This is a genomic window from Bacillus sp. N447-1 (genome assembly GCF_022701035.1).
Classification (GTDB): Bacteria; Bacillota; Bacilli; order Bacillales; family Bacillaceae_G; genus Bacillus_A; species Bacillus_A cereus.
The window spans coordinates 5,261,082-5,281,910 of the sequence record NZ_CP065509.1; the positions used below are offsets into that span (position 1 = coordinate 5,261,082).

The window sequence follows — 20,829 nt, forward strand, 5'->3', positions numbered from 1 at the left end:
GGAGTGTTTTGAATGGAAATTAAAAAAGAATCTATAATTTATCCGTTACCGTCTGATAGTTTAATATTAAAGAAAGAAGAATTTTGGAGAGTTCAACTACCGGTAGATTATAAGAATTTCATAAAAGTTAATAATGGTGGTTCCCCAGAAAAGAAATCTTTTGTGTGTAATAACCATAGCTATGCAGTTATTAGGTTTTTATGTATTCTTGAAGCCCCAGAAAATATTGAAATAGGTATGTTTGATATTGATGTAACATGGACCCAGCTAGATGAGAGACTTACAGATGATGGAGATTTACTGGGAGTAGCTTTATTACCAATTGCTGTATTATTTGCCGGTGATTTTTTATGTTTAGATTTTAGAGAATCAAGAAGTAACCCGAAAGTTTGTGTGTGGGATCATGAGAATTCTGCTGAACTTGAACCAGTAAGTCATCATGTTGCAGATACATTTGCTGAATTTATGGGTATGCTTCACTAATACATCTATCTAGACAAATCACATGATTAAAACTAGATAAAGGAACTCCAAAAAGATTTTTGAGTGATACAGAAAAACAATGAGAAGCTTGAAAATAATGACTCATGATGGTTGTACCATCATAGAGTATTATGTGCAATGATAGAATAGAAAATAAAGTACGAGCTTAGGCGAGATGACATTTTATCGGGCGATAAATATAAACACATGGAATGTATATGAAACTAACGAACTCGTACAAACTCGTAAGTTTTAACATAGTATTTGTTATGAAGTATAAAAAGTGTCATATTGTTACTACAAAACTTATAAATTTATGCTGCTTAAAAACAAATGAACTTAAAGCGCTTGATTGTCTACGAAAGACAACAAGCGCTTTTTTATTAGATAGGCATGTTATAAATGTTTAAAAATTATTTTTATGAATTAAGGTTAACAAAAATTACTAGTATTATATAATTGAAAATACATTAGCGAAAGGTGCGGACTCCGTATCCCCATTCGTTAAAAGTGTAGAAATACTGCCAGATGGAAGTGTCGTTAGAACTGGAACGAACTATAGCGGAAAATTCCAAGAAGCCCATGATGCCTCAAAGGCGAGTATTCAGAGTAGGGTCTCGAATTTGGAGAGTGGTGGGGTTAAGGGTACGGGTGAAGGGCCTGTAAAAGTAAACTATGGAGAACAATATGCTAGGGAAAAACGTAAAAAGATATTAAAGCAAAATGTTGAACAAGTAAAGAAGGATATACATATACAACAGATAGTCAAGGGTGTGTTGCAAGTTGCGAGGGTAGCCTTCAATTAGGTGATGGTAAGCGGAATAACTACGCTCAGAGAGTGGTAGGTGGGAATGATCGTTTGGATGATGATGACGGCGGACATTTAATTGCAACTATATTTAAAGGCTCTGGTAATATGGATAATTTAGTTCCAATGAATAGTAACTTAAACAGAGGAGAATGGAAAAAACTAGAGAATGAATGGGCTAATGCTCTTAATGATGGTGATAAAGTTAGGGTGAAAATAACGCCGAATTATAGCGGGAATTCAAAACGTCCAGACAGTTTTGTTATTAGATATAAAATTGGTGATGAAGATAGATGGAGATTGAAGAATTTTGATAATGTACCAGGAGGAAAACTAGATGAATGATGAAAAATTAAGCAAGTTATACAATGAAATAGCAGAGGTTGTAATTGATACAATTCCAGAGAAGTGGTTTAAGGTTTACCTGTATGGTGAGGTTGGGGAAGGTGCTCAAGAGTCATATTTTTAGTACTATCCTGAAGAGAATAGTACTCCTATTTACAGTCATAGTATTGTTGAACTCTTTAATGTCCCAGAAGAAGAATATTTTAAGAAGTGGCATCGTTTGTTAGATTGTATTAAGAGAATGAAGAAAGAGTTTATTGATAATGATCAAGAAGCTTGGACAAATTTCAATATGATTTTTGATAATACAGGAAAGTTTAATATTGACTTTAATTATGATGACCTTTCAGATGAAAATTCCCACGAGAGAATGATTATTTGGGAATATGAACATCTTGGTCTTATGCCTAAAAGTAATTCAGGGAAAAAATACTTAGAAAAGCATCTTAAAAATCTTGAAGATACAAAAAATTGAGTGCAATACCATATATGATAAAAGTTTATAGTGGTTTAACGTAAACATGCATAAGCATATATGAGAAGTGGGTAGAAAAAGAAATGGCTATTTTGAAGAATAAACTCCATGATGGTTGTACCATCATGGAGTACTATGTACAATGATAGAAAAGAAAAAGAAGTACGAGCTTTGGCGAGATGACATTTTACTGAGTGATGAATATAAACACACGGAATGTATACTAAACTAACGAACTCGTACAAACTCGTAAGTTTTAACGTAGTAGTTGTTACCACATATAAACGGTGTCATACTGTTACTACAAAACTTACAAATTTATGCTGCTTAAAAACAGATGAAACTTAAAGCACTTGATTGTCGACTAAAGGCAACGAGTGCTTTTTTAATGGATAGGCATGTTATGATTTTATTGAGTGATTTTTCAGGCTATATAAACAATTTGAATTCAATTAATAGAAACGATGGATAACATCGTAGAAGAATGGGCAGAGATTAAAATTAATAAACCCATAATGGAGTGTAAAATATGGACTTAATTGGTATATACAATTTAATTGAAACCGAATTTAAAATGATTAAAGGGAAAAAGATATTATTTATGTTGCACCAGTAAGTGGAGATGATTATCCTGAAGCTATTGTTAAGTTAACTTTCAATGAAGTAAATAATCAGTATGAGCTTTTGAAGTTGTTAGAGGAAAAGAATACAAAGTAGATGTATTTTCAGGTAAATATAAATCAGCAGTGGCTTTATATATTTTTTCGAAAAGTAAGTTAGAAGTAAGAAAATATGATGAAAATGTTCAAAATGAGATTGAAAATACAACACCATTAAGTAATATTCAAAACTTTTTAGATGAACAGTATTATTCTTTTTATGCACTTAAGCCAGACAGAATAATTTTAGAAAAAGCACAAATGATAGATATAATGTATTATTTTTAGGAAAAGGTGACTCTAAGATTCATATAAATAAATCTAGAAAGTTAAATAGAGCCGTAGTTGTTCTATATAATTTTCTTTTAAACTAAGCCAACTTTATGATCTGATTAATATGATTGGAGTAAAGAAGGATTCTGATTTTATGGAAACTCTAAAAGAATTATATCTTTTGGGTTAAAAATACAAATATATATTTTATGAATTGTTGAAAAAGCAGGTTGTTGCCTTTTCATAGAGAGAGCTAGTAATGGTAAAATATATTTTGTTGAAAATTCCTTAGATGAAATGAATGCTTTGGAAAGGTATTTTCGATGTTTTAGATATGAATAGGATAAACGTTGGTTTTTAATAGAGTTGCAGAAACTATTTCATACAATAATATTACGTTGTACTGGTTTTTAACAGATATACAAAACAGCTTAAGCGTGAAGAGATATTGAAGTTTATAGAGAATACTAGAAATAATTTATTAACGGGAAAATAGAATTCCTATATAAAGATTAAGAGGAGTAGTTTAATGAAAATATGGAAAAATATTAGCAATTCTAATTTTGATCAATTAGAGTGTGAGAATGAGGAAGGACAAGAAATCTTTGATAATGCTTTTCAAGGTCAATCAGTAATTGATAAATGGGATCCACTGCAAATGAAACTTTTAAATGAGGGGGAACCATCAGATTTATTAAGTGAAATACCACTTATTTTTACAAAAAAAGCGATAGAAGTAGTATTTGATTTAATTAAAAGGAAAGTTGAAATTCTTCCACTTGTTCATGAACGATACGAATGTTATGCAGTAAATGTATTAAATGTATTAGATTGTATTGATTATGAGAATGCGGACCCTGATGATTTTGGTGGATTTGATAAATTTGCATTTATTACAGAGAAAATTAGGGGGGAGCATATTTTTTGTACATTGAATACAAAGCATAAATATGGAGATTTTCCGATTGTATCTGTACAAACTTTCGTATCAAACGAATTTAAAGAGAGAGTTGCAAAAAGTGAACTAAAAGGATTTGAGTTTGAATTAGTATGGAAATCTGATGAGAAAAATGATGAACAAAAAATAGAAAATAATCCAATGATACGCCCAACGTCAATAGAAGATTTTAAGTCACATATTCAGCTACATTATGGAATGATTACGAATCATATAGAAGCCAATACAAAAATAATCACCCATGTAGAATTATATGATGTTGGACCAAATAAAATGGTTGATTTTCATACAGTAGTAACGTATCGAAATAGCTATTTCCGTATGCCAGCTCCATCGAGTGTAGATAGTGGTTATGCAGAGCTTGTCATGCATCTACCTAAGGATTGGGATGTATCAGTAGCCGCTTTGGCGAGTTCGAAATATGCTTGGCCTTTACGCCTTTTACAGGACTTTGGACAAGATGTAATGCGAAATGGATATTGGTTGGGGCAGTGGCTTGTATTTCCAAATCAATCAAAGGAATATTTAAAAAATTCATATGTAGCCCAGTTAGGTGGAGCAGAACAAGATCTAAATGCGCCAATTCATCCATATAGTGAAGAAACAAAATTTTCCGGTGTTATGGTGGTACCACCGCTTCCACAATGTTCAGGTGCATTCAAAATGGAATTTCGTGAAGATGGTAAAAGAATAGAGGGTGACTGGCCAATATACTTCCATACATTATTACCATTATATAAAGAAGAAATCCATTGTTATTACACAGATGGACTTGATGTATTATTACAAAAATTAATGAAAAATGGCGTTGAAGCAGCATTTGACTTTAATCGAGAGAATACTTGTAAGTAAGGAATAGTAAGATATTAAAAGATACTATGAAAGTATAATAATGAAGCCGTTAGTGCATAAGGTAATAATATGATCAGAAATTACACCAACCTTAAAACTATTATAGCTAATAAAATAATTGTTACTTTATAGTGAACTAAATGGTTTGATTTAGTAAGCGATAATTGGAAATCCAGTTATCGCTTTTTGTTTTAACTAAGGGTACGGGAGAATCCAGATTAGAATATTTGAGAGGGAAATATGGCGAATTAACTTCTGAACAGCTCCATGCTAATATTAATGAAAGGGCCGGTATTGCATTTCCGCAAAGGTCCACTAGGAGTCAACTTAAAAATGGAGGTTATATTGTTGAAGATGTTGACTTGTATAAAAAAATGAGTCCAAATAAGAATCGTGCTCTAGGTTTTCGGAATACAAAAAATGATGGATTGGTACAAGCGCATCACGCAATACAAGATGAATGGGCTAAAACAAGCGGTAATAATTATAGCAGTCGACAAGCACCATCAATATTACTCAAATCTACCTCTGGTGAACCACATGCTATAATATCCGCTCTTCAAAGAGCTAGAAGAAGGAATGAAGGTTTTAGTACGAATATAATATACGAATTTAATATTAGCTATAAAGAAATGATTGAAGCGGGTGTAGATTTAAAAGTAGCAAAAAAAGTAATGCGAGAAGCATATAGATATTTTGATGGATTAGGAGGATTTAAATGATAAATGTTCAAAAATTGTCAACTTATGAATTATATTCTCCAGTTGATGAAAATGAAATTAAAAAAATTGAAGAGGAAATGGGATTAATACTCCCTAATGCTTATAAACAATTACTAAAGCATACAAATGGTTTTGTGTCCGATAATGGAGTCGTTATATTTGGAGTGGATATAATAGATGAAATGAATAAAACATATGAAGTCCATGAATATGCAAAGGGTTATGTTGCTGTAGGAAGTAATGGTGGAGGCAAAATACTGTTAATGAATGCAAATGAAAACGCAACAGAGTTAGTACAAGTTGATTCGGGGATTATGGATCCGAATTATGCAACCACAGTAAGTGAGAATTTAATACAGTGGATAAATGACGGAGCGATAGATATTGACTGTGTGGACGAAGAACAGGAAGTGTTTAAGGAAAAACTGTGTAATCTTATATTGGTAAGTCCACCAGTAGGAGGGGCTATGGATTTAAAGAAAATACAAGAGGTATTTATCATCAAAAAGGGATTGTTTGACTTATTAAAAGGATCAAAACAATTACCATTCGTGCTAATGAAAGACATACCTGTTGAGTTGGCTTTAAAAAACATAGAACTGTTAGGCGAATTAGGGGATATATTGAAAATATCTAGTACTGATTAACTGATTTTAGGGCTTAAAATAGAGGGTATTTGAATTAAGAACCGTTTAATACAATTATTAATTCAAAATAATATTGTTGAAAAATTGCTATTGGTTCCGTGTGTGTCTTATATAATCAATAAATTAAACTCTTAGAAAATATTATTTGAATTTAGAGCACTTGATTGTCTATTTGAGGCAGCAAGTGCTTTTTTGTGTTTTAGCGTAGAAATAATGTGGTACAATCGCTTAAGGAAAATAAGACTTTAAAGAATGCACTAGATGCTATGAAAAATACTCCTATTCCAGTAGCAGTTAGGATGGTGGATACTGGAATAGGAGTGAGGCTTCCTTATATAGAATCTTCAACTGTTGGAGAAGTAGCTGGAAAGTTTTCAAAGGCAAGTACGGCAGCTAAGGATGACGCTTATCAACTTGCTAAGGGTAGTGGTGGTAGTAACGCAAACCCAAACAAAATTAAACTAACCCCGGAAAGAGAAAAATACTATCGAATAAAAATAGATGAAGCCAAAGCACGGGGGGATTATAAGGAAGCAGATAACATTAGGTATAATCGTCATTGTGAAGAAACAAAAGAGCCTTTAGAACGTAAAGAGTGGGATGTTAAGCGTGAAAATTTAAAGAAAAGTCAAGAGCGTGGAAGAGAAGAAGAAATAAAAGGGAGAAAAGCCTTGGGAGAACACCTAAATCGTACATTAGAGGACAATAACTCTGGCAAGGTTGTTACGTATACATCCAGTGAAGGGCATCTTACGCGTCCAGATAGTATAGGTCGTAATGCTAAGGATGAAATCGATTTAGTTCATGATCACAAACACAAAATAAGTGACAAAAAACACGTTATTCATAATGACAGTCAAATGCGAGCTGAAAGAGAGATGCTCGAAGATAAAAATGGAAGTCATATTGTGACAATATCAAGCGATAAACCCGATTTGAATGGGATTCCTCCTCATCCAAGACCAAGTGGGCCTTTGGGTAAGGATAGTGATGTTTACTACACTGATCCAAATAGCGGTAAAGTGACTCATAAATGGGAGAACAATACACGTTTACCTGGTGGAGGTAGGTGGAAAAAGCTGTGAATAAAAATTATTATGTGACTATATTTTTTAATATTAAGGGGGATATACATGAAACCAGATTTTTTCACAATTACAATGTATCCTACAGTATCTTTTAACGAAGAAGAATTATTAGGTCGTCTTTTGGATGTGTTTGAGTCAAATGAAAAATTTGCTCCTACTCATTGGGGCAACTGTGAAACGGTACGGGTAGAATATAACCGTCAGGAAATTCTGGAAAAAGTAGTTTCAGAGCGTATAGTATCAGAAGTTTACCTGTATCGTGATAAATCTGTGAACTACACAGGACGTTTTCAAGTTAACTGGAGCCATCGTTCATTTTTAGAGTTTGAGTTTCATAAATCAATACCTAAAAAATTATGGTCTGCTTTTTTTGAGTTATCTGATCAAATCGCAGAAGCTGCGAAACCAAGTTACGGAGTAACTCAAATTTTTGGCCTTTATCATATCCGTGGAATACCGACCGTGAACGTTTACAGATGTGGATGGAAATATCTTCCCAGCCAATACCGGTTAGGTTTCTTCCTAACGGTCCCTTAGGGATAGGCGCTAGAACATACTTTAGTGGTCATATTTTAGAAATGTTTGATAAGGAATTATTACAAAATAGTCCAGCTGTGGTATCTGAGCTAGATTGGGGTGGGCTTTGTATTGATATTTTAAATAATCCATTAGGGAGTGATAGTGATACATTACTTGATAATTGGCTACAAGTAATGAAGTATTTGGAACCAGCACAAGTAATGGCTATACCAAGTTTTGATGAAGATCAAATGGGTGTAACTTATTCTCCAAATATTGCTTGGAAGGACTATCTGAAAAGCTAAATGAAAGGAGATCGTAATAATGAATGAGAATGGTAATGATAGAATAAGAGTCATGGAAATATTAAATAGATCTCAATACAATGATGAGGTTATAGATGGACTAGATATGAGTGATTTAGATCTTACTTTTTCAGATTTGTCAGAGGTGATGGCAGAGGGTATCATGGCAAAACAAGTCCATTTAAGAGCTTCTTTACTAATGAGAGCATCTTTTTTTGATTGTGATTTTGAGTTTGCTGATTTCAGGAGCTGTAATTTAGAGGAAATACATATTGCAGATTGTAGGTTTGGCGAAGCGGATTTTTCTAAAGCGAATATGAAATATGCAAAGGTAAATATAAGTAGTTGTTTTGAAACATGTTTTGATGAAGTTGATTTTTCATATGGAGAATTAGTTGGAACTGTATTAAATGATGTAAATATAAAATAATTGGAAATTGCATGGAATTATTGGAGGGGTAATGTGAAAGCTAATAAAGCATTTGAATGCGTATGTAATCTAATATCTGAAAAGTATTTAGATAATGGCTGGAAATATTCGAAATCTGGTCATTGGATGAGTAAAAAAGATAAAAATTTCATTTATAAGGTACTCTTTTATACAAGTTGGAATAATATATCTGATAAAAACGTAGTATTTTATGGTGAATGCGCAATTCTTCCTTTAAAATCTGAAGATAAAATATTTCATATTAATACACGTCAGTGCAATGTACCAAGCGGTCAGTTATATTGGAACATAGCAAATGAGGAAGAGTGGGAGCGGACAGTTAACGAATTCACTAATTGGTTAAATAGTGTATTTATGCCAATTGTAGAAAGGTGTACGAATGATTTGAACAACTTTGTAAAAGAGGTTGTTGAAAGGGGTTTTTATCCTCAAAAGGGTTATATGGTAGATATTAATTTTATATTAACGCACGGGTCGTGTGAATTGGCAGAGGAAGCTATCAAAAGATACTATGACAGTTTGGAAGAGTCAATAAAAAAAGAATTTAAAGATAACTATGAAAGTATGGTGTGTGGTAATGAAGCAGTTAGTGCATATGGTAATAATATGATGAGAAATTACACCAATTTTAGAACTATCGTAGATAATAAAATAATTGTTACTTTATAGTACATAAAATGGTTTGACTTAGTAAGCGATAATTGGTAACACAATTATCGCTTTTGGTTTTAAATAAGGGTACGGGTGATATTGGAACACAGCCTCGATACGGGGAAAGAAGAATCTCAAAGGAATTATATGATGAATTAAGAGATGGAACGCCTGACCCTGCTATACCTGGTAAGTATATTACAGATAGACTTCAAGCTGATCATATCGTATCAATGAAAAATATAGCAAAGATGGAGAATTTTGATAAACTAACAAAAGAACAACAACTTAAGGTTTTAAATAATGAAGAGAATTTTTTAGGTTTAAGTGAAGCAGCCAATAAATCTAAGGGGGCTAAACCTTATTCTGATTGGACAATTTATAAGAAAGAAAAAATTGAAGTTAATCCTAAGTTTAGAGAAGAGATGATAAAGAAGGAAAAAGAATTAGAAATGAATTTACAAAAACAAATTGATGATTTTGTTGAAAGGAAATAAAAAGGATATAGATAAATAAAGGAGATGACATAGCATTATGGAACAAAAACTTGGTTTTTTAAGAAAATATAAAAGAAATGCACAACTTATATCATGCCATGGGATTAATAAACTTGATTGTGAGAAAATACCAAATTCATGGTATGAATTGTTTCAAGAAGAAAACGTAGACAAGAGAGTTGAGAGTATTTTATCGATATGGAAAGAGCAAGTAGGAGTGGAATTAAGAAACACTATTTCTTATTTGTCTAGGCACCTTGAAGAAGTAGAGCTTATGAACACAAATGGTAGATATTCAATTTTATACACTATTAAAACAGATAATGGGGAAATTCTATATTATGAGGGGGGAAATCCCAAAGATGAGTTTAATAATGAAGAATTAGAAAAATCTTGGGATAAGATTCCTTCAACAATACGAAATTTTTATCGAACTGTTCATAATGGTTTCTATTTTTATGCGAGTCAATCTATGGGGTTAGTTCCTTTAGAAAATGTAACTTTTTTTGATGATGATGAATGGGGTATTATTGAGGAGTTAGAAGAACCTTTACAAATTGATTTACAAACTACTTTTGGTTTCTTTAAAAGTGGTATGGGTGGTTATGTTGCAGTAGATTATAAGAATTCTAATAATGATAATGCGACTTTATGGTGGACGAATAAAGAGCCTAGATATAATATGAATTTTTGGGACATTGTTGATGAATGGATAGTAATTGGATTTGAAGTTTAGTTTAAAGGTTCTGTTGCAAAGTTTTTATATAAACAAAAAAATCCTAATTTAGTAGGTAGAGTTTATACAACTTTGAATAGATTCTCTAATTCATTGTACGTCGAAAAAACGAAGTACGAGCTTAGGTGAGATGACATTTTACTGGGTGATGAATATAATCACATGGAAAGTATATTAAACTAAGAACCCGTACAAACTCGTCAATTTTAACTTAGTAGTTGTCATGGCATGTAAAAGGTGTCGTACTGTTAATACAAAACTTACAGATCTTATAAATCTTACAAATTTATGCTACTTAAAAACATATGAACTTAAAGCACTTGATTGTCTACGAAAGGCAACAAGTGCTTTTTTTATAGATAGGCATACTATAAAATTTTAAAAAATATTTTTGTAAATTAAAGTTAACATAAATTACTAGTATTATATAATTAGTAAAAGTTGTGGACACGGAAACCGTAACCCCATTCGTTAAAGGTGTAGAAATACTGCCAGATGGAAGTGTCGTTAGATCTGGAACGAACTATAGCGGGAAATTCCAAGAAGCCCATGATGCCTCGAAGGCGAGTATTCAAAGTAGGATCTCGAATTTGGAGAGTGGTGGGGTTAAGGGTACGGGTGAAACTCCTAAGATAACTGAAATAAAAGAGAAAGATCTTGGGAAGCACATTGTTAAAGGAAAAAATGGAAGGAAAGAACTTGCGCCAAACGTACGCTATATCACTGAGGATGGTTATAAATATACAACAGATGAACTTGGTAGAATAGTAGATGTTGAGGCGGAAGGATTAATACTTCAAAAAGGAAAACGAAGCACAGGAATGCAAGTGGCTGCAGGAAGAGAAGATAGATTGCCTGATGATGGTGGGCACTTGATAGGGACGCAATTCCATGGATCCGGTGATATTGATAATTTAATCGCTCAAAATAAACAAATTAATCGTTCGGGTGGAGAATGGTATAATATGGAGAAAGAATGGGTTAATGCATTAGGTGGGAAGCCTCCTAAAAAAGTATCAGTAAAAATTGAATCAGTATACTTAGGTTCATCACTAAGACCAAACTCATTTAAAATAAATACCAAATTGAAGGCCAACGTAAGGTAATACGTGAAATACTTAATAAAACAGGAGGTTGATGTAAAAGTGTTCGAATTAGAATTAAATAAAATCTATCAAAATATAGCGCAAAAAATAAATGATACAATTCCCGTAGAATGGGATATCTTTTATTTTAATGCAGAGATTTATAACCAAGAGGGTGGGGTATTATTCTTTTCAATACCCCAGATAGATCGGATGAATATATATATTCCCATGATATACCAGATATATTTAATGTGAGTGAAAAAGAATATGATAAGACATATGATGAATTATTTCATTTAAGTGTAGAGTTACAGGAAATATTTATAAAAATAATCAGGAACCTTGGTATTCTTTTGATATGATTGTGACATCTGAGGGGAAAGTAAAAATTTATTATGGGTATACTAAATGGTATCAATCTACTTTTGGATCGAATGACCGAGTGGATTATTTTGAATATAAATATTTAGGAAGAAACCTAGTAATGAAAATGAGCGAAGAAAATTCGAAGAGATGAAAGAATATGAAGAGCAAAATAAATCTTAAAATGTTTTTTGTTAAATTAAGGAATGTATTATTAGCGAGTAAATATGTAAAATATCCAAATTAACTAGCTTTAGTTGGACTATTGAAAAAGAATAGTGACGGATTAATGTTACTTATAGAACATATGAAGTTAAAGCACTTGATTGTCTACTTGAAGCAACAAGTGCTTTTTGTAGAAATTTAACAGATCACTATAATTTTATTATGTAAACTTTTACATAGTTTTCTATACAACTAAAGAGAAGAAAAAGGTTCACTATTACTTTCATTTCTGTTATAAAATTCTACAATAGAAGACAGAACGTATATTTGGTATAATCAAAATATACTATATGAAATGATGTACATGAGTTTGAAATTCATGTAACGAGGTAAGCACTACATAACAATGACTAATATTTAAAGTTTTCGTACCTATAGAATTCAATTCATGTTATATAAATCAATTGTTAGAAAGGAACAGGTGTAATGAATCAAATTTCATTCGAAGATTTATTTGAAGAAGAAAAAGAAAAGGTGGAGGTAGCTGAGGTATGTAAGGTACCAGCCCCGTTATCACCATTACAAAAAGATATTTTAGAATTAATTGATTCTGAAGAAATAAGTGCGCTTGAGCTATGTGAACGATTAATACGATCTGGTAAAATACCCGATGAAAGATTCACTACGAATAAGCCTAAAGCATATGGACAAGTATGTTTACTATTAGAAGGTTTTGTTACAGAAGGAAAACTTATTTTTATCAAAGATGATGAGAAAAGAGATAGGGTATATAAATTGAAAGAAGAAGTTTGAGATGTATAGTGGGAGATGAATGATTGGTTTCCTTTAACTTGTAGCTCCGTTAGTCTAGTAATGTCCACTAAAAAGGTGTCAATCTCTCCTAGATTGACACCTTCATACTTTTAACATCTTACATACTTACGCTTAAAACCAAGTCTTCCTCTATCAAGTTCTTTCTGAATACTTTCAGAAGCATTTAACAAACTGCTTTTTTTATTATCACGTTTGACTTCAACTATACCAACTTCTTTTGCAATCTCGACTGCTTTTTCATGTAGTGGTACATATGAGATTGCCACAGTGTTTAGGAAATTATTCATAGCGGATTTTGTTCGTTCTGGAGAATGATGAATTGTATCTTTCACCATTTCAAGCATATCGGAAATTTTACTTTCGGAAAACGCATTGTCTTTGCGATTTCCTAAAAGCCAACAGTAGCAACTCCAGCCTGCAGACATTTTAAGTTCGTCCCCACTTGCAATCCATTTATCAGCAACATCTTGTGCGATATTTGACTCTGATAAAGTTACTGCCACTACATAATCAGATAGCATATAAAAATATGCCCCGTCTATCCAGCGATCAAAATCAGACTCACTCATAGCTTTTGGATCGGCAATAATACCTGCAAAGTACATAGCATCGTAGTTACCTGTGGCATAAAGCTCTTCAGCTAACTCTTGATTTAATTTTATTTTTTTAGCGATTGGTTTCATAGCACCTGTAGCTACTCCGAATACTGGCTCATGCGCACCGTTAGATATGTATATTTTTTTCGTTCGTTCCTTACCTAGAGCCTCAAGTTCTTGCATAACTGTTTTAAAATCCATAGCTGTGCACTTCCTTCCTTCATGTAAGAGCCTTTTTAAGTCTTTCATATTTCTTATTTTAATACTAATTGTATTCAAGAGGTATGTCTACTTTCTAAAAGTATCGAAACTTGGTTTGAATTTTAGATGAAATAAAGAGCTAATTAAAAGGGTGGTATAATATAGAAAAAGTGAATGATGAAAATCAAATAGGGGGTATTCAATTGGAAATAAAATTGAATCGATTATATAGAGAGATAGCGGAAACGGTTCATGCCATGATTCCAGAAGAATGGGAGAAATTTTATTTTTATGCACAAATATCAGAAGATGGAGGGGGAACTTACTTTTTCTATAACAACTTCAGAAATAAAGAAAATTATAAGTATAGTGTAGAAATTCCTTTTAAATACGAAGTTGATGAAGAGGAGTTTGAAAGGAAAGAAGATTTTTATATAAATTGAGTAAGGAATTAAGAAATGTTTTCAAAGATAACCACCAAGAACTTTGGTATTCCTTTACAATGTCTCTTGAACATAGTGGGAAATTTAACATGCATTTCGATTATACAAATTGGTTCGATACAGAATATAGTTTTAGTGATCAGATGATTATTTGGAAACATAAATACTTAGGTGAAGTACCAATTGATGAAAATGATAAAGCGCTAATTCATAAGTATGACAATGAATTTCCGAATAATCCTATTTGACTGAAAGGAAAGAAGAAATGGTTTTTATAAAAATCATGAATTTTAAAGCGTAAGTTGAATGAGAATATATATTCATAATGGAGGACGCTATTAATGGAAGTACACGGAATGGTTTCAATATGGTTCGGTAATATGCAAACGCAAGATCAGTTGGATACATATATAGATGTTACGTATGATGAAGAAGGAGACGCTATACCAGCAAGATTTTTTGTTGATTTTAATATTGATATGATTGATGTAGATGAAGATTTTATTGAAAAGGAAGTGTTAGAAGAAGCGAGTGATGACATTTCTATGTTATTAACGGGATGTTCATATGATGATAAAATACTTTCTCGAATTAAGGAAGTAGTTAAATTAAATAAATCCTATAATTCTATCGTTTTAATTTATAATTTTCAATATGACAATTCAGTAAGTAATTGTGAAGGTTTTAATTTTGTAACTGCTACAAGTTATCTATAGATACAAGAAAATTGCAGTAGAATAAAAATACATTTGTATAGTTTTTCCAATGAATATTTGGTATGATGGTGAATGGGAAAAATATACAAGCAGTTAGTGGTTCATAAAAGGGGATTGAATTGAAAAGAACGCCTGAATTTGTATTAGGTTTAATTGGTGGCATTTTGGGAATTATTATTTCTATAATATTAATAGTTGTAGCGTTTAATATTATGGAAGGTGTTGATTACGAACTTTTAGCTTATTACTCTATTATTTTAACGGTTCAAATAGGGTTGTTCATTTTATCGTGTTTAGTAAACAAGGTTAATAATAAAGTTTATGGAGTTTGTATGATTGTGATTCCTATAGTTATGTTATTTATGTCATTATTCTTTTACTTATTCCGACAATTTTACAAATTATATCTGGTTCATTTGCATTTAGAACATTACAGTTAGAATCGAATGTAAGCTAAATGTAACTATCAACGTCTGAATATTCGGTTTTTTAAACATTTTCGTTTGCAGTTCAAATTAACATAAAGTACAAAGTTGTACGCTTTAGGAGGAGAAATAGATGATTATTTGGTCTGGTTGGGGTTTTTTAGTCGCAATTATTGTAATTATTAATACTCTTTTGGGTAAGGCTATCTTTGGATCTATAACGGGGGACGCTACATATTTTCAAGACCATAGTTGGCCAATGGCGGTAATGTTTATTATATCAGGGGTTATGTCTTGGTATTTAGGTAAATATATTAATAAGCCAGATGGGAAAGTTTATATAGATGCCGAAACTGGTGAAAAAGTTATGTTTAACAAAAAGCACTCATTATTTTTTATAAAAATGGAATATTGGGGACCGATTCTAGGAGTTATTGCGATTGTAACTTTAATTACAAGATAAAAAAAGAGGATGGGTATAGCAAGAGTAATCCATTCAAGTAGAAGGAGAAATCAGTCATGAATGCAAAGAAACTACTAGGGGTAGCAGTTCCGGTCATGTTGTTATTTGGTTGTGGAGTTTCTGAGAAAACGAACACTTCTAAACAGGAGAAAACGGAAGAGTCTAAAGTAAAAGAATCGAAGTCTAATAGTAAGAAAGAAAAAGTTTCAAAGGAAGACTATCCTAATAAAGTGTATAAATTAGGGGTAGAGTTTGATAAGTTGTTTGCGGAGCATAACAATATTACAAGAGAGGTTTTTGACGGTAAGAAAAAGAAATCAGATATAGTAGATAGTGTGAAAGAATTAAATAAAGTGTTAGATAAATTTGAGTCGATAGATCCCCCTGCAGAGTATGTAAATCAACAAAAGGATTTTGAAAAAGCAATTGGTTATTTTAGAGAGTCTTTTTCTTTAATAAATGAAGTATTCACCCGAAAAGAAAAAAGAGAAAAAGGCGATAAGACTGATAAAGAGTTAATGGAGAAATCCGAAAAGTTAGTGAAAGAAGGAGATATTTACTGGCTTAAGGCATTCAAAGATCTTGAAGGGGATATTAAAATCGGTGACGGTACAGTATCTATGAAAGATTTGAAAGAGTTAGATAAGAAAGCTGGAATTAATACAGATAACGTTATGAAGAATGTGAAAGATGGTACGGAATTAATCGGTAATTGGGGATTCCAAGGAACAGACGGTTTTAATATGTCACTCATTTTAAAAGGTGATAAGACATTTGAAACGTATGGTAAAGGTGAGTATCCAAATAAAAAGAATTATATTGAAGGAACTTGGGAATATGATAAGGAAGCTTTTACAATCTATTTACATCTCAATAAACGTTTAGTAGACGGTGTAGAAGATACAATTCAAAAAAAGAAAATAGCATATAAAGTTCAAGATTATGATGGGAAAAACTTGCAATTATTTAATGAGACGTCATTTCATACAATTAAGTATGTGAAGCAAAGTTAAAGTTATGGAGGACTAGGTTTAAATGGCCTGGTCCTTCATTAAAGAGTGGGTATGTAAATAATATGTTATCTTTCGTTCTGTTTACTTAGTATCATGTTATTCTTTAATAGAAGTAATAAATGGAGTTTTACATTAAATATATGAGGTTGGTTACAAATGATAAAGAAATTTACTAGATTCGTATTAATAGTGGTTATCCCAATCAGTCTTATTACAGGTTGTGGGGCTGCTGAAAAAACTGAAGCACAAAAGCCGAAAGCAGTACAAACGGAGAAAAAGGACTATATGGATTACTCATATGGTAGCAAAGGTATATTAGTAAGTGGCAAAGCGAAAGAACGGCAACAATACGAGATTGGATATATGGATGATAATAAATTAATTGGGATTGATGAAAATATTGAAGACTGCATTATTTTAGATAATAAAGATGAAGCAGGTCTCATTTGGAAACAAATAGAGCGAGGATCTATTATTGAAGTGCAATACGGTAAGGATCGCAATGATATCGTAGGCGTGCAATTCGTAGGAGATCGTGAGTCATATGAAATTAGTGATAAGTTTGATCGGAATACGATAAATGAGATTGTTGAAAACGTTAAAGGGAATTTGGAATAGATGTATTTCGATAGTATAGGATCTCTTATTATGAAATTGTATGCCAGTTATTTGTCTAAGTCTAAATTGATTATTTTGACGGTATTTGTAATTAGTTGTAAAATAATGTTTGTTGATGAATTTTATAAAAAGTATGTTAGATGAAATTCATCTGTAGGGATGACATATAAATATTTTCTTAGTGGGTATAAAATATGATAATTTAAATATATGAATAAAAGAAAATGCATTAAAAGTACATAGTAGATTCATATTTTAAAAAATTAATGTGACAATAAAGGGAGGTTGAGATACATACACGGCGGGAATGTGTATGTATCTATTATAATAATGAATAAGACAATCAAACAACAAGTAATCGCACTATCAACAAGTCTAGTGATTTTAGGGAGCGTACCTTTATCAGCATCAGCAGAAGAGATCAACAAATCTCAAACTGATCAACTTAATATTGCCCAAGGAGAACACGGAACGAGCGGATTAAATTATTCTAATTTCAAGTTGGAAGTTCCTGATCATGTACAAATTAACGAAGCAGAAGTATCTGAAAATGAAAAAATGCTTTTAGAAGAATATAAGCATAAACATGATGAAACAGAAGAATTAAACAAAATGCAAGATGCTAAGAAGGGACAAGTAGCAGAAAAGGAAGCTATTTCAAACATTGAAAAGGCATTTGAATCTGTAGATGGTCGAAATGATGGATCTGATCGTCAAATGAAACCTGTTGCAAAGCCAAGAGGTATTCAATATAGTGCACAGAGTACGAAGAAATATGGAACACTTGCAGGAGTTCCATTTGTGGAGTGGATTGTTCCAGCAGGAAATCCTGATATTCGTCCTGCGAATCCGATGAAAGCACGTTACATTACAATCCATGAGACCGCAAATACAGCCGCTGGTGCTAATGCTGAAAATCATGCGAAATATTTATACAAGCAAGCAACTGAAGGCACTTTCCGAACAGCTTCATGGCATTTTACTGTAGATGATAAACAAATTTATCAACACTTACCAACAAACGAAAATGGTTGGCATGCAGGAGATGGAGATGGTTCAGGAAACAGGGAGTCTATCGGTATCGAGATTGCGGTTAACCAAGACGGTGATTACAATAAAGCGTTAGAAAATGCAAAACGACTTGCAGGTTATTTAATGAACAAAGAAGGAATTGGTGCAGATCATATATACAAGCATCAACAATGGAGTGGGAAAAAATGTCCTGACATTTTAATTTCACGAGGTAATTGGGCTGGTTTCGTACAAGGAATTCAGTGGTATGCAAATATAAATGCGCAGATTGATACGCCTTTACAAGATAAAAATGACTCATTTAATCCAAATGAAAATAATCCAGCTGAACCTAGCATGGAACTAGTGGTAAATGGTAGTGGCATCAATGTACGTAGTGATGCGGGCATTGAACATCGTGTTGTACGTAAAGCTTCAAACGGAGATCGTTACAAAGTATTAGCGGTTAAAAATGGTTGGTATAAAGTAGGTAATGGAGAATGGATTTTCTATGACCCAAGTTGGATTAAAATTAACTACAATGTACCAAAGGAAGAAGTACAAAAGCCTAAGGAAGAAGTACAAAAACCAAAAGATGATATTACAGGTGGATGGTTTGAAGGGCATATTCGTAAATTAAACAGTCTAGGTATTATGCAAGGCGAAGGCAATGGTGTATTTGCTCCATATCGAAATGTAACGAGAGCGGAGTTTGCGAAATTAATCTCGAATGCTCTTAAACTACCAGAGGGAAATAAGTCATTTGTAGATATCAATGAGGCACATCCATCACTTCATGACGGTATTAAACGTTGTGCAAGTGCAGGAATTATTAATGGTCGTGGTGAAGGGATTTTTGATCCTAACTCACCAATTACTCGTGAAGAAGTATCTATTATGATTGACAAAGCATTACGATATAAAGGAATTACAGGTGAGTTAGTAGCATTACCATTTACAGATAAGCATTTAATAACATACAAAGAATCGGTTCAACGATTATACAGCTTAAAGGTAGTTAATGGTATTGGAAATAATGAGTTTGATCCTCGAGGCACAGCAACTCGTGGTCAGGCGGCTGCCTTTATTGTGAAGATGTTAGATTCAATGCAAAAATAAAAGGAAACTTTAATCAGTGAGGGCCACTCGCACTTACATCAAGCAGTTTATTCACCAAATTTTGAAATGAGAGTTTTACTGCCCGCAAATAGCAGAAGAAATTGTATGTAGAAGCTGACATTGGTAGAAGTAAAAAATAAGAAGAATTTGAAAGGAGCTATCCAAAATAATAATTTGGAATAGCTCCTATTTAGTAGGAAGAACAATTGTATTTGATAGATTGTAATGTAGAATGCCCTTCCAAGCCCCTCATAAGCCCCTACCAAGTAATAAATCACTAAGAAAAAACAAAAGCAAAACAAAAACAAAAACAAAAACAACTACAAGAACAAAACAAGCACGAAAAAATGAAACCGGCGTTGTAGTAGTAAAAAAAATTGTAATTCGAATGCCAAAACCATTCCCGCATGCCTATCTTTATAATGAAGGATTAAAATTTTCCTATTTACTAGCAAAGAGTGGAGGGAAACATATGGCGGTATACCGTAATGTGCAGGTGAACTTTTGGCAAGATGAATTCATATTAGATTTAACGCCAGAGGAGCGTTATTTTTACATATATTTGTTAACTGGTACGAAAACGAAGCAATGTGGTATTTATATATTACCGAAGCGTGTGGCAGAGCTTGAAACAGGTTATAGTATGGAGACTGTTGAGAAGTTGCTAAACAGGTTTGTTGAGTATGGAAAGATTCTATATGATACGGAAACGAAAGAGGTATTCATAATAAATTGGTTACACTATAACCCTATTTCAAATACGAATGTGGAGAAGTGCGTATTACGTGAGTTAAAGACTGTAAAAAGTAATGAGTTCATACATATATTTTTACGTAAATGCCTTGAAAAAGAATACAAGATTCCATTAGTACTGCAGCATTTTGGTATGCCAAAAGAAGAGGATAATAGTAGTTCACAAGTAGTTATTGAAGAGAAAGAAGAAGCGGAAGAGGTGGAAACCATAGAAGAGGACGTTCCAAATAGTGAAGTTTATAAGTTTTATGAACAAAATATTAGTAATTTATCCCCATATATTGTGAAGGAATTGAAGAATTGGATACAAAGACTTTCTGGAGAGAAAGTGTTAGAGGCACTTAAAATTGCGTTTGAAAATAATAAGAAAACGTTAGCTTATGTGAAGGGGATTTTGAGGAATTGGTGTAGCAAAAAGTTAAAGGATTTTAGTGGGGAGAAGTCTGTAATGGGAAGTTTAGAGAGAAGGAAATGTATGTTGAGTAGTGTATTTTAATTTACATTAATTTAATATAGAATGTACGTTCGTTTTTGTTGGTTTTATGCTATACT

The 20,829-nt window shown here is 32.4% G+C and carries 17 protein-coding genes and 8 pseudogenes; 24 read left to right on the top strand and 1 reads right to left on the bottom strand.

Translation table 11 applies throughout. The features are described from left to right. Window positions 1–12: 12 nt before the first annotated feature. The 16 genes and pseudogenes from IQ781_RS26960 to IQ781_RS27040 all read left to right on the top strand — a co-directional run bounded on the left by IQ781_RS26960 (window position 13) and on the right by IQ781_RS27040 (window position 12,898). Window positions 13–483 (top strand): SMI1/KNR4 family protein, encoded by a 471-nt coding sequence (locus IQ781_RS26960; protein WP_000403325.1) that lies wholly within the window; start codon window positions 13–15, stop codon window positions 481–483. 218 nt (window positions 484–701) lie between these two features. Beyond that, entirely contained in the window at window positions 702–893 is a 192-nt protein-coding gene (locus tag IQ781_RS26965) for a hypothetical protein (protein WP_071743237.1), read from the top strand. 45 nt (window positions 894–938) lie between these two features. After that, window positions 939–1,636: pseudogene (locus IQ781_RS28350) on the top strand (DNA/RNA non-specific endonuclease). Beyond that, window positions 1,629–2,111, top strand: a pseudogene (locus tag IQ781_RS26980) (antitoxin YezG family protein). The pseudogenes IQ781_RS28350 and IQ781_RS26980 overlap by 8 nt, the downstream one beginning before the upstream one ends. A gap of 1,461 nt (window positions 2,112–3,572) precedes the next feature. Further along, window positions 3,573–4,853, top strand: a complete 1,281-nt coding sequence (locus tag IQ781_RS26985; RefSeq protein ID WP_242808205.1) for a suppressor of fused domain protein — start codon at window positions 3,573–3,575, stop codon at window positions 4,851–4,853. A 227-nt stretch (window positions 4,854–5,080) separates the two neighbouring features. Then, window positions 5,081–5,575 (top strand): hypothetical protein, encoded by a 495-nt coding sequence (locus tag IQ781_RS26990; RefSeq protein WP_002026138.1) that lies wholly within the window; start codon window positions 5,081–5,083, stop codon window positions 5,573–5,575. Next, a complete protein-coding gene (locus tag IQ781_RS26995) occupies window positions 5,572–6,222 on the top strand; it encodes an SMI1/KNR4 family protein (protein WP_000611384.1) in 651 nt (216 codons plus the stop codon). Before IQ781_RS26990 ends, IQ781_RS26995 begins: the two co-directional genes overlap by 4 nt. A gap of 215 nt (window positions 6,223–6,437) precedes the next feature. Beyond that, on the top strand, window positions 6,438–7,307 hold the full coding sequence (locus IQ781_RS27000; RefSeq protein WP_242808206.1) for an ADP-ribosyltransferase: 870 nt from the start codon (window positions 6,438–6,440) through the stop codon (window positions 7,305–7,307). Between the two features lie 48 nt (window positions 7,308–7,355). Continuing rightward, window positions 7,356–8,134: pseudogene (locus IQ781_RS27005) on the top strand (hypothetical protein). Window positions 8,135–8,153: 19 nt separating this feature from the next. Further along, window positions 8,154–8,561 (top strand): annotated as a pseudogene (locus IQ781_RS27010) (pentapeptide repeat-containing protein); the annotation flags it as partial. A 36-nt stretch (window positions 8,562–8,597) separates the two neighbouring features. After that, window positions 8,598–9,254, top strand: a complete 657-nt coding sequence (locus IQ781_RS27015; RefSeq protein WP_088054561.1) for a hypothetical protein — start codon at window positions 8,598–8,600, stop codon at window positions 9,252–9,254. A 32-nt stretch (window positions 9,255–9,286) separates the two neighbouring features. Then, window positions 9,287–9,733, top strand: coding sequence for a hypothetical protein (locus tag IQ781_RS27020; RefSeq protein ID WP_231691646.1), 447 nt, complete (start codon window positions 9,287–9,289; stop codon window positions 9,731–9,733). A 37-nt stretch (window positions 9,734–9,770) separates the two neighbouring features. Then, on the top strand, window positions 9,771–10,469 hold the full coding sequence (locus IQ781_RS27025; protein WP_088054560.1) for an SMI1/KNR4 family protein: 699 nt from the start codon (window positions 9,771–9,773) through the stop codon (window positions 10,467–10,469). A 488-nt stretch (window positions 10,470–10,957) separates the two neighbouring features. Further along, a pseudogene (locus tag IQ781_RS27030) lies at window positions 10,958–11,607 on the top strand (DNA/RNA non-specific endonuclease). Between the two features lie 7 nt (window positions 11,608–11,614). Beyond that, window positions 11,615–12,103: pseudogene (locus IQ781_RS28355) on the top strand (immunity protein YezG family protein). Between the two features lie 468 nt (window positions 12,104–12,571). Continuing rightward, entirely contained in the window at window positions 12,572–12,898 is a 327-nt protein-coding gene (locus IQ781_RS27040) for a DUF3895 domain-containing protein (protein WP_001071909.1), read from the top strand. A gap of 110 nt (window positions 12,899–13,008) precedes the next feature. On the opposite strand, the gene IQ781_RS27045 is transcribed toward IQ781_RS27040, so the two are convergent. Further along, entirely contained in the window at window positions 13,009–13,716 is a 708-nt protein-coding gene (locus IQ781_RS27045; RefSeq protein ID WP_000346313.1) for a DNA alkylation repair protein, read from the bottom strand. A 203-nt stretch (window positions 13,717–13,919) separates the two neighbouring features. On the opposite strand from IQ781_RS27045, the pseudogene IQ781_RS27050 reads away from it, so the two are divergent. The 8 genes and pseudogenes from IQ781_RS27050 (at window position 13,920) to IQ781_RS27085 (ending at window position 20,773) form a co-directional block, all read left to right on the top strand. Beyond that, window positions 13,920–14,407 (top strand): annotated as a pseudogene (locus IQ781_RS27050) (antitoxin YezG family protein). Between the two features lie 93 nt (window positions 14,408–14,500). After that, entirely contained in the window at window positions 14,501–14,875 is a 375-nt protein-coding gene (locus IQ781_RS27055; protein ID WP_000451789.1) for an immunity 22 family protein, read from the top strand. A 119-nt stretch (window positions 14,876–14,994) separates the two neighbouring features. Next, a pseudogene (locus IQ781_RS27060) lies at window positions 14,995–15,332 on the top strand (DUF4064 domain-containing protein). Between the two features lie 101 nt (window positions 15,333–15,433). Continuing rightward, the gene (locus IQ781_RS27065) at window positions 15,434–15,763 is read left to right on the top strand and encodes a hypothetical protein (protein ID WP_000587853.1); all 330 of its coding nucleotides are present in this window, start codon (window positions 15,434–15,436) and stop codon (window positions 15,761–15,763) included. A gap of 56 nt (window positions 15,764–15,819) precedes the next feature. Beyond that, entirely contained in the window at window positions 15,820–16,776 is a 957-nt protein-coding gene (locus IQ781_RS27070; protein WP_139847131.1) for a DUF3994 domain-containing protein, read from the top strand. Window positions 16,777–16,932: 156 nt separating this feature from the next. Further along, window positions 16,933–17,394: a hypothetical protein gene (locus tag IQ781_RS27075; RefSeq protein ID WP_074047352.1), complete on the top strand. Its 462-nt coding sequence runs from the start codon at window positions 16,933–16,935 to the stop codon at window positions 17,392–17,394. Between the two features lie 330 nt (window positions 17,395–17,724). Then, the gene (locus tag IQ781_RS27080) at window positions 17,725–19,524 is read left to right on the top strand and encodes an S-layer homology domain-containing protein (RefSeq protein WP_002026061.1); all 1,800 of its coding nucleotides are present in this window, start codon (window positions 17,725–17,727) and stop codon (window positions 19,522–19,524) included. A gap of 388 nt (window positions 19,525–19,912) precedes the next feature. After that, entirely contained in the window at window positions 19,913–20,773 is an 861-nt protein-coding gene (locus IQ781_RS27085; protein WP_180358752.1) for a DnaD domain-containing protein, read from the top strand. Window positions 20,774–20,829 lie beyond the last annotated feature (56 nt).

Bases quoted from the DNA above. Each gene is read 5' to 3' on its own strand.
- IQ781_RS27075 (WP_074047352.1), top strand. From the start codon at position 16,933: ATGATAAAGAAATTTACTAGATTCGTATTAATAGTGGTTATCCCAATC.
- IQ781_RS27045 (WP_000346313.1), bottom strand. From the start codon at position 13,716: ATGGATTTTAAAACAGTTATGCAAGAACTTGAGGCTCTAGGTAAGGAA.
- IQ781_RS27065 (WP_000587853.1), top strand. From the start codon at position 15,434: ATGATTATTTGGTCTGGTTGGGGTTTTTTAGTCGCAATTATTGTAATT.
- IQ781_RS27025 (WP_088054560.1), top strand. From the start codon at position 9,771: ATGGAACAAAAACTTGGTTTTTTAAGAAAATATAAAAGAAATGCACAA.
- IQ781_RS26985 (WP_242808205.1), top strand. From the start codon at position 3,573: ATGAAAATATGGAAAAATATTAGCAATTCTAATTTTGATCAATTAGAG.
- IQ781_RS27080 (WP_002026061.1), top strand. From the start codon at position 17,725: ATGAATAAGACAATCAAACAACAAGTAATCGCACTATCAACAAGTCTA.
- IQ781_RS26965 (WP_071743237.1), top strand. From the start codon at position 702: ATGAAACTAACGAACTCGTACAAACTCGTAAGTTTTAACATAGTATTT.
- IQ781_RS27070 (WP_139847131.1), top strand. From the start codon at position 15,820: ATGAATGCAAAGAAACTACTAGGGGTAGCAGTTCCGGTCATGTTGTTA.
- IQ781_RS27085 (WP_180358752.1), top strand. From the start codon at position 19,913: ATGCCAAAACCATTCCCGCATGCCTATCTTTATAATGAAGGATTAAAA.
- IQ781_RS26995 (WP_000611384.1), top strand. From the start codon at position 5,572: ATGATAAATGTTCAAAAATTGTCAACTTATGAATTATATTCTCCAGTT.
- IQ781_RS27055 (WP_000451789.1), top strand. From the start codon at position 14,501: ATGGAAGTACACGGAATGGTTTCAATATGGTTCGGTAATATGCAAACG.
- IQ781_RS26960 (WP_000403325.1), top strand. From the start codon at position 13: ATGGAAATTAAAAAAGAATCTATAATTTATCCGTTACCGTCTGATAGT.
- IQ781_RS27040 (WP_001071909.1), top strand. From the start codon at position 12,572: ATGAATCAAATTTCATTCGAAGATTTATTTGAAGAAGAAAAAGAAAAG.